This window comes from Pseudomonas sp. SA195 (genome assembly GCF_054131565.1).
The window spans coordinates 3,557,672-3,571,315 of the sequence record NZ_CP096392.1; the positions used below are offsets into that span (position 1 = coordinate 3,557,672).

The following is a 13,644-nucleotide window of genomic DNA, read 5'->3' on the forward strand; positions in this document are numbered from 1 at the left end:
TCCTAGTCTGCCGCCTGAACTGCAGCAATCATTCTTACTACGTCGACGGTCTCCGCCACGTCATGAACCCGCAAGATCTTCGCACCTTTGGCAACGGCCAATGCCGCCAGCGCGAGGCTTCCGTACAGACGCTCGCCTACGGGGCGACCCAGTACGCCACCGATCATGCTTTTTCGCGACACCCCAACCAGAAGCGGCCGCCCAAACAGATGCAGTCGCTCCATTTGGTTAAACAGGCTTAAGTTATGCGCGAGCGTCTTCGCGAACCCGAAACCAGGGTCAAGAATGATCCGATCGGAAGCGAACCCAGCAGCCACACAGGCCTGCATTCGTTGCGCAAGAAAGCACTCGACCTCAGCAACGATGTCGTCGTATCGAGGATCGTTCTGCATGTCGGACGGCTCGCCACGCATGTGCATGAGGCAAACCGGCAGCCCAGTGTTCAGCGCCGCATCCAGCGCCCCCTCACGCGAAAGAGAACGAACGTCATTGATCATCCCTGCTCCTAGCCGCGCCACTTCCTGCATGACGGAAGGCCTCGAGGTGTCCACGGAGATAATGACATCCAGCTCACTTGCAATCGCCTCCACAACCGGCGCGACTCGCTCGAGCTCTTCGACTGGCGACACGACCTTCGCACCAGGCCGGGTCGACTCACCGCCGACGTCAATCAGCGTAGCGCCAGCGGCGACCATCTCCTGAGCATGATGCAACGCGGCGTCGACGCCGGCATGCAGTCCGCCATCGGAAAACGAATCTGGCGTTACGTTGAGGATACCCATCACGTGCGGGCGAGATAAATCAAGAACCCGGCTGCCACAAGGCAGCCGGGTTGGGTGAAACGCATCAGCCATCTAAAAAAGCTCGATCAATGCTCGCCAGCAGGGCCACCGATGGGGGTCTGCGGACGACCCGGCTCCGGCTGGATCGGCGTTCCACTCGGCCCCGCACCGCCTTGCCAATCCCTCGGCTCGCGAGGCGTGCGGCCAGCCATGATGTCGTCAATCTGGTCAGAGTCGATGGTTTCATACTTCATCAGTGTCTCGGCCATGAGATCGAGTTTGTCGCGGTTATCGGCCAGGATTTGCTTCGCCGTGCCGTAACAATGATCAATGATGCTACGCACCTCAAGGTCGATGAGCTTCGCCGTGTCTCCTGAGACATTAGCGTGCTGGCTACCGGCACTGCGCCCCAGGAATACCTCGCCTTCTTCCTCCGCATACATCAACGGACCAAGCTTCTCTGACAAGCCCCACTTGGTCACCATGTTCCGCGCCAATTGCGTGGCGCGCATGATGTCGTTCGACGCGCCCGTCGTAACGCCATCGAAGCCAAGAGTCATTTCTTCGGCAATGCGGCCACCGAACAGCGAACAGATCTGACTAATGAGCGCGCGCTTGGACAAGCTGTAGCGGTCCTCCTCGGGAAGAAACATTGTGACGCCAAGTGCACGTCCGCGAGGAATGATCGACACCTTGTAGACCGGGTCGTGCTCGGGTACCACGCGACCCACGATGGCATGACCTGCCTCGTGATAAGCCGTATTGAGGCGCTCTTTTTCGGACATCACCATGGACTTGCGCTCGGCGCCCATCATGATCTTGTCCTTCGCCAACTCAAATTCCTTCATCTCGACCAAGCGCTTGCCAGCACGAGCGGCGAACAGGGACGCCTCGTTAACGAGGTTCGCCAAATCCGCGCCGGAGAATCCGGGCGTGCCACGAGCGATAAGAGCAGGCTCGACGCTATCACCCAGCGGCACCTTGCGCATGTGCACTTTAAGAATCTGCTCACGACCCCGAATATCTGGCAGCCCGACGACAACCTGGCGATCGAAGCGGCCCGGACGAAGCAGAGCCGGGTCCAGTACGTCGGGGCGGTTGGTCGCGGCGATCACGATGATGCCATCGTTCATCTCGAAGCCATCCATCTCGACCAACAATTGGTTGAGAGTCTGCTCACGCTCATCGTGACCGCCACCGAGGCCCGCACCACGGTGCCTACCTACGGCGTCGATTTCGTCAATGAAAATGATGCAAGGCGCGTGCTTCTTCGCCTGTTCGAACATGTCACGGACGCGACTGGCGCCGACACCAACGAACATCTCGACGAAGTCCGAACCTGAAATGGTGAAGAAGGGCACCTTGGCCTCGCCAGCGACGGCCTTGGCCAACAACGTCTTACCGGTACCGGGAGAGCCGACCATGAGCACGCCACGCGGGATGCGACCACCAAGACGCTGGAACTTGCCCGGATCACGTAGAAACTCGACCAGCTCGGTAACCTCTTCCTTCGCCTCGTCACAGCCCGCGACGTCCGCGAAAGTGGTCTTGACCTGATCTTCCGAGAGTAGCCGGGCCTTGCTTTTGCCGAAACTCATCGGCCCACCCTTACCGCCAGCGCCCCCCTGCATCTGGCGCATGAAGAACATGAACACCGCGATGATTACCAAAATGGGGAAGCTGGCGACCAGCAACTGCGTCCAAATGCTCTGCTGCTCCGGCTGCTTGCCCTCGATCACCACATTGTTGTTGATCAGGTCGCCGATCAGGCCGTTGTCCTGAATAGCGGGTCGGATCGTCTTGAAGGTGTCGCCGTCGCTGCGCTTGCCGGTGATGACGAAGCCGTCGACGGTGACACGCTCGACCCGACCTTCCTTCACCTGCTCGATGAAGTCCGAATAGTTGAGCGTCTGGGGCTCGGTCGGGCTCGAAAAGTTGTTCATCACCGTCACAAGGACTGCGGCGATGATCAACCAAAGAATCAGGTTTTTTGCCATGTCGTTCAATTCACTACCCTCTGGAGCGGGCCCACTGTTCGGAACCTGCAGGACGGCCTATGGTTCGCTCGCTTAACTTACTACACAACGCCGCGAAGCAGGCAGCCTGGTCTGTAACCCTATATGAAACATCCTAGCCGCAAATCGGCTACCGGTCGCGCCCGGAATCCGCTGTCAGATACGACAACGCCACTCAAGCCTCGTTACCCAGCCCTCGAAAGCCACGCGCCAGGAGGTATTGCTCCCGTGAGCGGTCACGCGAAGACAGTGGCTTGCGCATCTGGACCTTGTCGAAGTTCTGGCGAACCTCCTTCAGGTATGCATCGAAGCCCTCACCCTGGAAAATCTTGATCAGGAAGTCACCCCCTGGAGCGAGTACCTTCATGGCCAAATCCAGCGCCAACTCGCATAGGAACATGGCACGCGCCTGGTCTGCGACCTTCACACCGCTCATGTTGGGGGCCATGTCGGAAATCACAAGGTCGACTTGCGAATCCCCAACAGCTTCAAGGATCTGCTCGAACACAGCGTCTTCGGTGAAGTCGCCAAGCACGAAGGCTACATCGGCAATGCTGTCCATCGGGAGAATGTCAGACGCGATCAGCCGACCCCGGTCACCGATCACGCGGCTAGCGACCTGCGACCAGCCGCCAGGCGCCGCGCCGAGATCCACGACGGTCATGCCAGGTCGAAGCAGACGGTCCTTTTCCTGAATTTCGAGCAGCTTGTAGCTAGCACGCGAACGGTAGCCGTCGCGCTGCGCCATTTTCACGTAGGGGTCGTCGAAATGTTCTTTCAGCCAACGTTGGCTGGTCTTGGAGCGTGCCAAGCTGTTACCTCATCTGTGCGGCTCAGGGCGTGTCAGGTACACTGGTCGCCGTTTTTCAGGGTTCTGACGCAAGGGTCGAATTATGCCGCTCACAAACGAGCAGAAGAAACAGTACAAATCCATCGGCCACCATCTGAAGCCGGTTCTGATCGTTTCCGAAAACGGCTTGACCGAAGGCGTACAGGCCGAACTGGAACGTGCATTGAATGATCATGAACTGATCAAGGTGCAGCTGCGCCTCAGTGAGCGCGATGAGCGTCACGCCGTAATCGAGGAGCTGTGCCAGCTCGGCGGTTGCGAGTTGATCCAGACAATCGGCAAGATGGCGCTGGTTTACCGCAAGAACCCCAAGGTCAACAAGCAGCTCTCCAACGTGCACCGCTATCAGGCCTGAAGCCGTCCTACCGCTCCCGTCCGGGAGCGGACTGAATCACTAGCAACAGCCCGCACAATCCAATCACCAGATAGCTGAACACCAGCCAATAGGCCGACTGGAACACGCCCGCACGGACTGCGAAGAAACTTGCCGCCAACAGCAGAACGGCTACCAACAACTGCCCTCGCACATCCTGCAAGAGGCTCGCGAAACCACGGCACTGAACAAGCACCAGCGCCTGCAACATGACACAAAACGCGGCGAAGCCTACCAGCAACGGCCTGAGGCTCGCGCCAATTTCCTCAATCAAGAGCGGCGCCAGACCGAACTTAGCAAGGGCAGGAAGCACGACGAACTGCAGCAGCCAAAGGCCGCCAACCCAGAACGTCTGAGCCAGCTGCCAGCTGATCGCAGCAGCTCGCATAGGGCGAAGGTCAGAGATGGCGGACCTCGACGATTTCGTACTCGACTACGCCACTTGGTGTTTTCACCACCACAACGTCGCCCTCTTCCTTGCCCACCAGCGCACGAGCAATCGGTGAGCTGACGGATATTTTTCCAGCCTTGATGTCGGCTTCATCGTCACCAACGATCTGGTAGGTCACGCTCTCGTCGGTTTCAACATTGGCGATTTCTACCGTCGTTCCGAAGATCACCTTGCCGGTATGTGGGATGTTGGCAATATCGATGACCTGAGCATTCTGCAGGCGGCCCTCGATATCGCGAATGCGTGCCTCAACCATGCCTTGCTGCTCACGCGCAGCGTGATACTCGGCGTTCTCCTTGAGGTCACCCAGCTCCCGCGCTTCCGCGATTGCCTGAGTGATCTGAGGCCGCAGCTCGGTCTTGAGGTGTTTGAGTTCGTCTTCCAGGGCGCGCGCGCCCTGGACAGTCATCGGGAATTTCGTTGTCATGCGTTGATTCCTGCATGGAGATCCTGCAAGCGGCGCACGGTCTTCTCGGGACCGAACTTCAGCGCCTCACAGATCGCCTGACCACCAGCCAACGTAGTGGTGCAGCAGATCTTGTGCTGCAGGGCATTTCGACGGATCGAGTAGGAGTCAGCGATGGACTGACGCCCCTCGGTGGTATTGATGATCAGTGTGACCTCATCGTTCTTGATCATGTCGACCACATGAGGCCGACCTTCGGTCACCTTATTGACCCGACGCACCGGCAGACCGGCCGCTTCGATGATCTTCGCGGTCCCGGCCGTAGCGACGACATCGAAGCCAAGGCCGACAAGGGCGCGCGCAACGTCGGCGACGTCCGGCTTGTCGTCGTCGCGCACGCTGATAAAGGCGCAACCGCTGTTGGGCAAAATCTCACTCGCGCCCAACTGTGCCTTGGCGAACGCCTCGGCAAAGCTGTCGCCCACACCCATCACCTCGCCGGTGGACTTCATCTCCGGGCCGAGGATCGGGTCGACACCCGGGAACTTGGCGAACGGGAACACCGCTTCCTTGACGCTGTAGAAGTTCGGGATAATTTCTTCGGTCAACCCGACTTCGGCTAACGTTTTGCCGGCCATGACGCGAGCCGCAATCATCGCCAGCGAAACACCAATGCATTTGGACACGAACGGTACGGTCCGCGAGGCGCGTGGGTTCACTTCGATAACAAAGATGTCCTCGCCCTGCACTGCCATCTGCACGTTCATCAGGCCGACGACACCAAGCTCCAGGGCCATCTTTTTGACCTGGTCGCGAATCTCGTCCTGTATGTGCGCCGGCAGCGAATACGGCGGCAGCGAGCAAGCCGAGTCACCGGAATGCACACCAGCCTGCTCAATATGCTGCATGATCGCGCCGATCACCACGTGCTCGCCATCGCAGACCGCATCGATGTCGACTTCAATGGCACAGTTTAGGAAGTGGTCCAGCAGCACAGGACTGTCATTGGAAACCTTCACCGCCTCGCGCATGTAACGCTTGAGTTCTTCTTCCTGGTAGACGATTTCCATCGCCCGACCGCCCAACACGTAGGACGGACGCACCACCAGCGGATAACCGATGACCTTGGACGCCGCCAGGGCCTCTTCTTCGCTGCGTGCAGTCGCGTTCGGCGGTTGGCGCAGATTCAGGCGCTCGACCATCTGCTGGAAACGCTCGCGGTCCTCGGCACGGTCGATGGCGTCCGGGCTGGTGCCGATGATCGGCACGCCCGCTTCTTCAAGCGCACGCGCCAGTTTCAGCGGCGTCTGGCCACCATACTGCACGATGACGCCCTTGGGCTGCTCGACACGCACGATTTCCAGCACGTCTTCCAGGGTCACCGGCTCGAAGTAGAGCCGATCCGAGGTGTCATAGTCGGTGGAGACGGTTTCCGGGTTGCAGTTGACCATGATGGTCTCGTAACCGTCGTCACGCATCGCCAGTGCCGCGTGCACGCAGCAGTAGTCGAACTCGATGCCCTGGCCGATGCGGTTGGGGCCGCCACCGAGGATCATGATCTTGTCGCGGCTCGACGGGTTGGCCTCGCACTCTTCCTCGTAGGTCGAGTACATGTAGGCGGTATCGGTCGCGAACTCGGCCGCGCAGGTGTCAACGCGCTTGTAGACCGGCAGGACCTTCAGCTTGTGCCGATGAGCACGCAGGTTCTTTTCGGTCACGCCGAGCAGCTTGGCCAGGCGCGCGTCGGAGAAGCCTTTGCGCTTGAGCTTGTACATCACGTCACGATCGATGCTGGACAGACCCAGTGTCTTGATCTGCTCTTCTTCCTTGATCAGATCCTCGATCTGCACCAGGAACCACTCATCGATGCGCGTCAGGTCGAAGACTTCCGCGACGGACTTGCCGGCACGGAAGGCATCGGCGACATACCAGATGCGGTCCGCGCCCGGCACGGTCAGCTCGCGCTTGAGCGTGCTTTCGCTCTCGGGATCGGCCAGATCGAGCTTCGGATCGAAGCCGGACACACCCACTTCCAGACCGCGCAGCGCTTTCTGCACGGACTCCTGGAAGGTACGACCGATGGCCATGACTTCGCCGACGGACTTCATCTGGGTGGTCAGGCGAGCATCCGCCTTGGGAAACTTTTCGAAGGCAAAACGCGGGATTTTGGTGACGACGTAGTCGATCGCCGGCTCGAAGGATGCCGGGGTGCGACCGCCGGTGATGTCGTTCTGCAGCTCGTCGAGGGTATAACCGACGGCCAGCTTCGCCGCGATCTTGGCGATCGGGAAGCCGGTAGCCTTGGAAGCCAGCGCGGAGGAGCGCGACACACGTGGGTTCATCTCGATCACGACCATGCGGCCCGTGTTCGGGCAGATACCGAACTGCACGTTGGAGCCGCCGGTTTCCACGCCGATCTCACGCAGCACCGCCAGCGAGGCGTTGCGCAGGATCTGGTATTCCTTGTCGGTCAGGGTCTGGGCCGGGGCGACGGTGATGGAGTCGCCGGTGTGGACACCCATCGGATCGAAGTTCTCGATGGCGCAGACGATGATGCAGTTGTCCTTTTTGTCGCGGACCACCTCCATCTCGTATTCCTTCCAGCCGATCAGCGATTCGTCGATAAGCAGCTCGCTTGTCGGCGACAGGTCGAGGCCGCGCGCGCAGATCTCTTCGAACTCTTCACGGTTGTAGGCAATGCCGCCGCCGGTGCCACCCATGGTGAATGACGGACGGATGATGCAAGGGAATCCGACCTTTTCGAGGACGCCGTAGGCTTCGTCCATGTTGTGGGCGATTCCGGAAACCGGGCAGGCCAGGCCGATGTTCTTCATCGCCTTGTCGAAGCGTGAGCGATCTTCGGCCTTGTCGATAGTGTCGGCATTGGCACCGATCATCTCGACGCCGAATTTTTCCAGCACACCATGCTTTTCCAGATCCAGCGCGCAGTTCAGCGCGGTCTGGCCGCCCATGGTCGGCAGCAGCGCGTCGGGACGCTCCTTCTCGATGATCTTGGCTACGGTGGCCCACTTGATCGGCTCGATGTAGGTCGCGTCGGCCATGGCCGGGTCGGTCATGATGGTGGCCGGGTTGGAGTTCACCAGAATGACGCGGAAACCTTCTTCGCGCAGCGCCTTGCACGCCTGTGCACCGGAGTAATCGAACTCGCACGCCTGGCCGATAACGATCGGGCCGGCGCCAAGGATCAGGATGCTTTTGATATCTGTACGTTTTGGCATGGTCTCTCTCGAATTCTGTGCTCGGCGGGCTTAGTGGCGCTTGGCCATGGCATCGATGAAGCGGTCGAACAGCGGCGCCACGTCATGTGGGCCGGGACTCGCCTCAGGGTGCCCCTGGAAACTGAAGGCCACCTTGTCGGTGCGCTCGATACCTTGCAGCGTGCCATCGAACAGCGACTTGTGCGTCGCACGCAGATTGCTCGGCAAACTGGACTCTTCCACGGCGAAACCGTGGTTCTGGCTGGTAATCATCACCACGCCGGTATCCAGATCCTGAACCGGATGGTTGGCGCCGTGATGGCCGCTCGGCATCTTCACTGTCTTGGCGCCCGATGCAAGGGCCAGCAGTTGGTGACCCAGGCAGATGCCGAACACTGGAATATCGGTTTCCAGGACCTCCTGTATCGCCTTGATGGCGTAGTCACAGGGCTCCGGATCGCCAGGGCCGTTGGCCAGGAAGATGCCATCAGGATTCAGCGCCAGAGCCTCGCTGGCAGGCGTCTGCGCAGGCAGCACGGTGACGCGGCAGCCGCGCGCAACCAGCATGCGCAGGATGTTGTACTTCACGCCGTAGTCGAAGGCGACGACATGGTACGGCAGCTCGCTGGCCGGGATTTCGGCGTGGCCGTCATCCTTCAGGTTCCAGACCGTCGAGCGCCACTCGTAGCGATCCTTGACACTGACCTCCTTGGCCAGGTCCATGCCCTTGAGACCCGGGAAGCTGCGCGCAAGCTCCAGCGCCTTTTCTTCGGTCGCGTCAGGACCTGCCAGGATGCAGCCGTCTTGAGCGCCCTTCTCGCGGAGGATGCGGGTCAGGCGGCGGGTATCAATACCGGCAATGGCGACGGTGCCGTTGGCTTTCAGATATTCAGGCAGTGTCTGTTTTTCACGCCAGTTGCTTGAGGTCAATGGCAGATCACGAATGACCAAGCCCGCAGCCCATACCTTCCATGACTCGGCATCTTCCGGCGTGGTACCGGTGTTGCCCACATGCGGGTAGGTCAGAGTGACGATTTGCTTGGCGTAGGAAGGATCGGTAAGGATTTCCTGATAGCCGGTCATGGCGGTATTGAATACCACCTCTCCGATGGTCTGCCCGTCGGCGCCAATGGATTCACCGCGGAAAATGCTGCCGTCGGCAAGGGCCAGTATGGCTGGCGTAGGAGCTGGCTTAGTCAAGAGACCTCCCTAAGATCTAGGCTGAAGCAGGCGCAGATTGTAAAAAAGCGGGATGACGTGTGAAGGTCATCCCGCTTTTTGTTTGAGTCATTTCTGCGCAACTTTTAGTGGACACACTAAAACGGAAAGCTTACAGAAACGGCCCTTTCAGGTCCAGACGAAATCCGCCCAGCGGCCCACTCAGCGCAGTCCGAGCACGTCCTGCATGTCATACAAGCCGGCCGGCCGCTGCTCGAGCCAGAGCGCAGCACGCACCGCCCCCTTGGCGAAGGTCATGCGACTGGACGCCTTGTGTGTGATCTCGACGCGCTCGCCTTCGGCCGCGAACAGCACAGTGTGGTCACCGACAATATCGCCCGCGCGCACGGTAGCGAAGCCAATGGTGGAACGATCACGCGCACCGGTTTGACCCTCCCGCCCGTAGACAGCCACGTCTCGCAACTCACGCCCGAGCGCACCGGCGACCACTTCACCCATGCGTAGCGCCGTGCCAGAAGGTGCATCGAGCTTATGACGGTGATGCGCCTCGATGATCTCGATGTCCACTTCATCAGCCAGGACACGCGCCGCCGTGTCGAGCAACTTGAGGCAGAGGTTGACGCCGACGCTGAAATTCGCGGCGAAGACGATCGGAATGTCCTGCGCAGCGACCGCGAGCCGCTCCTTCTCATCCTCGGTGAACCCGGTAGTACCAATCACCATGGCCTTACCTGCGCGCCGACACACTTCGAGGTTCTTCAGGGTGACCGATGGATGGGTGAAGTCGATCAGCACGTCGAACTCTTCGACAACTTTCGCTACGTCGCCAATCAGGGGCACCCCGAGCCGCCCGATGGCAGCAAGCTCGCCGGCATCAGCACCGACCAGTGTGCTGTCGGGACGATCGATCGCCGCCGTCAGGCCCGCTGCGCCGCCGGTCTGCTGCACCGCTTCCACGAGCGTCTTGCCCATGCGCCCGGCGGCGCCCGTCACTGCTATACGTCGCATATCTCATCGCTCCAAGCTGGAAGCCGGAAGATGGAAGCCACTCCGGCGCACTACAGGCTGCCGATTGACATCCAGCTCCCTACTCAAACATCGCCGAAAAATCGCTTCACACCTTCGAACCAGCCACTGGCCTTCGGTGAATGAGAGGTGTCGCCCTGCAGGGTCCCACGGAACTCTTCGAGCATCTCACGCTGGCGCTTGCTGAGATTGACCGGCGTCTCCACCGCAACGCGACAGAGCAGGTCGCCTGCGGCGCCCCCGCGTACAGGGGCAACGCCTTTGCCGCGCAGGCGGAACTGTTTGCCGGTCTGGGTTCCTTCCGGAATCTTCAGCTTGACGCGACCGTCGAGGGTCGGCACCTCGAGCTCGCCACCCAGCGCCGCGTCAGCGAAGCTAATGGGCACCTCGCAGAAGAGATGTTTGCCGTCGCGCTGAAAAATCGGGTGCTCGCGTACATTGACCACCACGTAGAGGTCGCCGGCTGGCCCGCCCTGCGCACCAGCCTCGCCCTCGCCGGTCAGCCGAATGCGGTCACCCGTATCGACACCCGGCGGCACCTTGACCGATAGGGTCTTTTGCTCTTCGACACGGCCCTGGCCATGGCAACTGCCGCAAGGGTCGGAAATCATCTTGCCGCTGCCATGGCAGCGCGGGCACGTCTGCTGTACAGAGAAAAAGCCCTGTTGCATGCGCACCTGGCCAATGCCGCCGCAGGTGGTACAGGTCACTGGGCTGGTGCCCTTCTTCGCACCGGAGCCGTCGCAGGTCTTGCACTCGACCAACGTAGGCACGCGGATAGTTACCGTCGTACCGCGCACGGCCTCTTCAAGATCGAGCTCCAAGGTGTAGCGCAGGTCGCTGCCACGCTGGGCGCCGCCACGGGAACTGCCACGTCCACCGGCAAAGAAATCGCTGAAGACATCACCGAAGATGTCGGAGAAATTCGCCCCGCCATAAGCAGCCCCAGCGCCCGCCCCCATCTGCGGATCGACGCCGGCATGACCGTATTGGTCGTAGGCCTGACGCTTGCTCGCATCGGACAGCACTTCGTAAGCCTCGTTGGCCTCCTTGAACGCTTCTTCAGCGGCTTTGTCTCCGGGATTACGGTCCGGATGGTGCTTCATCGCGAGACGACGATAAGCCTTCTTCAGCTCCGCCTCGCTGGCGCCACGCTCGACGCCCAGCACTTCGTAATAATCACGTTTGGCCATAGATATCCTGAACCTTCAATTCGTACCCTCCAGACACGCCGACGCGGGAGCAAGCCCCCGCGCGGCGATCAGGCCCGCTTCGAACGAGACGGGCTGGAGCGAAAGGCGGCATCGTCGACGGACGCCGCCATGCCCCCGCTCAAGGGGGACACAAGCCGCAGCTTACTTGTTGTCCTTGACCTCTTCGAACTCAGCGTCGACGACATCGTCGCCGGCCTGACCGTTGTTGCCGGCCTGCTCGCCTTCGCCGCCCTGCGGCTGCTCGGCGTACATCTTCTGCGCCAAAGGCGTGGACGCCTGGGAGACCGCAGCGATCTTCGCCTCGATCTCGGCTTTGTCGTCGCCTTTGATCGCAACTTCCAGTTCGCCGATGGCCTTCTCGATGGTGGCCTTGTCTTCCTCGGACGCCTTGTCGCCGGCCTCGGTCAGCATCTTGCGGGTCGCATGGACCAGCTGATCGCCCTGGTTGCGCACGGTGACCAGTTCCTCGAACTTACGGTCTTCCTCGGCGTTGGCCTCGGCGTCACGCACCATCTGCTCGATTTCCTCCTCGGACAGACCGGAGTTGGCCTTGATCACGATGGACTGATGCTTACCGGTCGCCTTGTCCTTCGCCGACACGTGCAGGATGCCGTTGGCGTCGATGTCGAAGGTAACCTCGATCTGCGGCACGCCACGCGGCGCCGGCGGAATCTCGGCCAGGTCGAAACGACCCAGCGACTTGTTCTGCGCCGCCTGCTTGCGCTCGCCTTGCAGCACGTGAATGGTCACGGCGCTCTGGTTGTCGTCTGCCGTGGAGAACACTTGCGACTTCTTGGTCGGGATAGTGGTGTTCTTTTCGATCAGCGCGGTCATCACGCCACCCATGGTTTCGATACCCAGGGTCAGCGGGGATACGTCGAGCAGCAGTACGTCCTTGACGTCGCCCGCCAGAACGGCACCCTGAATGGCGGCACCCATGGCAACAGCTTCGTCCGGGTTGACGTCCTTGCGCGCTTCCTTGCCGAAGAATTCGGCCACCTTCTGCTGCACCAGCGGCATGCGAGTCTGGCCACCGACCAGGATGACGTCGTCGATCTTGGAGGCGTCGATGCCGGCATCTTTCATGGCCAGACGGCACGGCTCGATGGTGCGCTGCACCAGGTCCTCAACCAGCGCCTCGAGCTTGGCACGAGAAATCTTCACGTTCAGGTGCTTCGGACCGGTCGCGTCGGCCGTGATATATGGCAGGTTGACATCGGTCTGCTGACTGGAGGACAGCTCGATCTTCGCCTTCTCGGCCGCCTCTTTCAGGCGCTGCATAGCCAGCGGGTCGCCCTTGAGGTTCATGCCGGACTCTTTCTTGAACTCGTCGACGAGGTAGTCGATCAGGCGAATGTCGAAGTCCTCACCACCGAGGAAGGTGTCGCCATTGGTGGCCAACACTTCGAACTGGTGCTCGCCGTCCACTTCGGCGATCTCGATGACCGATACGTCGAACGTACCGCCGCCCAGGTCATAGACGATCACGGTGTGATCGCCCTTGGCCTTATCCATGCCATAGGCCAGTGCGGCTGCGGTCGGCTCATTGATGATGCGCTTGACTTCCAGCCCGGCAATGCGGCCCGCATCCTTGGTAGCCTGGCGCTGGCTGTCATTGAAGTAGGCCGGAACCGTAATCACCGCCTCGGTCACAGGCTCGCCGAGATAGTCTTCGGCGGTTTTCTTCATCTTCTTCAGCACTTCGGCACTGATCTGCGGCGGGGCCATCTTCTGACCCTTCACTTCCACCCAGGCGTCACCGTTATCGGCTTTGACGATGCTGTAGGGCACCATCTTGATGTCCTTCTGGACGACATCTTCTTCGAAACGGCGGCCGATGAGGCGCTTAACCGCATAAAGGGTGTTCTGCGGATTGGTTACCGCCTGACGCTTGGCGGACTGGCCGACCAAGGTCTCACCATCGCTGGCGTACGCGATGATCGACGGGGTCGTGCGGCCGCCTTCGGCGTTCTCGATGACCTTGGCCTTGCCGTTTTCCAGAATGGAGACGCAGGAGTTGGTCGTTCCCAAGTCGATACCGATGATCTTGCCCATTGTTTCTCTCCGAACTTTTGATTGGTCCGCGCCTGTTCACCGGCTGCGGGTAACAAAAACGCTTGGCTACCAGAT

11 protein-coding genes are annotated in these 13,644 nt (G+C 60.4%); 1 reads left to right on the forward strand and 10 read right to left on the reverse strand.

Features of this window, described 5'->3' with window-relative positions; all coding sequences use genetic code 11:
- Window positions 1-2: 2 nt before the first annotated feature.
- The 3 genes from folP to rlmE form a co-directional block, all read right to left on the reverse strand.
- On the reverse strand, window positions 3-854 hold the full coding sequence (gene folP / locus M1D78_RS16595; RefSeq protein WP_437421086.1) for a dihydropteroate synthase: 852 nt from the start codon (window positions 852-854) through the stop codon (window positions 3-5).
- A gap of 14 nt (window positions 855-868) precedes the next feature.
- Window positions 869-2,779 (reverse strand): ATP-dependent zinc metalloprotease FtsH, encoded by a 1,911-nt coding sequence (gene ftsH / locus M1D78_RS16600; RefSeq protein ID WP_437421087.1) that lies wholly within the window; start codon window positions 2,777-2,779, stop codon window positions 869-871.
- 193 nt (window positions 2,780-2,972) lie between these two features.
- Window positions 2,973-3,608 (reverse strand): 23S rRNA (uridine(2552)-2'-O)-methyltransferase RlmE, encoded by a 636-nt coding sequence (rlmE, locus tag M1D78_RS16605; RefSeq protein ID WP_437421088.1) that lies wholly within the window; start codon window positions 3,606-3,608, stop codon window positions 2,973-2,975.
- Between the two features lie 82 nt (window positions 3,609-3,690).
- Here rlmE and M1D78_RS16610 point away from each other — a divergent pair, with 82 nt between their 5' ends.
- Entirely contained in the window at window positions 3,691-4,002 is a 312-nt protein-coding gene (locus tag M1D78_RS16610; protein WP_437421089.1) for a YhbY family RNA-binding protein, read from the forward strand.
- 7 nt (window positions 4,003-4,009) lie between these two features.
- On the opposite strand, the gene M1D78_RS16615 is transcribed toward M1D78_RS16610, so the two are convergent.
- The 7 genes from M1D78_RS16615 to dnaK form a co-directional block, all read right to left on the reverse strand.
- On the reverse strand, window positions 4,010-4,408 hold the full coding sequence (locus M1D78_RS16615; RefSeq protein ID WP_437421090.1) for a DUF4149 domain-containing protein: 399 nt from the start codon (window positions 4,406-4,408) through the stop codon (window positions 4,010-4,012).
- Between the two features lie 10 nt (window positions 4,409-4,418).
- The gene (gene greA / locus M1D78_RS16620) at window positions 4,419-4,898 is read right to left on the reverse strand and encodes a transcription elongation factor GreA (protein ID WP_437421091.1); all 480 of its coding nucleotides are present in this window, start codon (window positions 4,896-4,898) and stop codon (window positions 4,419-4,421) included.
- A complete protein-coding gene (carB, locus tag M1D78_RS16625) occupies window positions 4,895-8,116 on the reverse strand; it encodes a carbamoyl-phosphate synthase large subunit (RefSeq protein ID WP_437421092.1) in 3,222 nt (1,073 codons plus the stop codon). Before carB ends, greA begins: the two co-directional genes overlap by 4 nt.
- Window positions 8,117-8,146: 30 nt before the next feature.
- Entirely contained in the window at window positions 8,147-9,295 is a 1,149-nt protein-coding gene (gene carA, locus M1D78_RS16630) for a glutamine-hydrolyzing carbamoyl-phosphate synthase small subunit (protein ID WP_437421093.1), read from the reverse strand.
- Between the two features lie 180 nt (window positions 9,296-9,475).
- Complete coding sequence (dapB, locus tag M1D78_RS16635; protein WP_437421094.1) at window positions 9,476-10,282, reverse strand: 4-hydroxy-tetrahydrodipicolinate reductase; 807 nt, start codon at window positions 10,280-10,282, stop codon at window positions 9,476-9,478.
- Between the two features lie 83 nt (window positions 10,283-10,365).
- The gene (dnaJ, locus tag M1D78_RS16640) at window positions 10,366-11,493 is read right to left on the reverse strand and encodes a molecular chaperone DnaJ (RefSeq protein ID WP_437421095.1); all 1,128 of its coding nucleotides are present in this window, start codon (window positions 11,491-11,493) and stop codon (window positions 10,366-10,368) included.
- 162 nt (window positions 11,494-11,655) lie between these two features.
- A complete protein-coding gene (gene dnaK, locus M1D78_RS16645; protein ID WP_437421096.1) occupies window positions 11,656-13,569 on the reverse strand; it encodes a molecular chaperone DnaK in 1,914 nt (637 codons plus the stop codon).
- Between the last annotated feature and the right edge of the window lie 75 nt (window positions 13,570-13,644).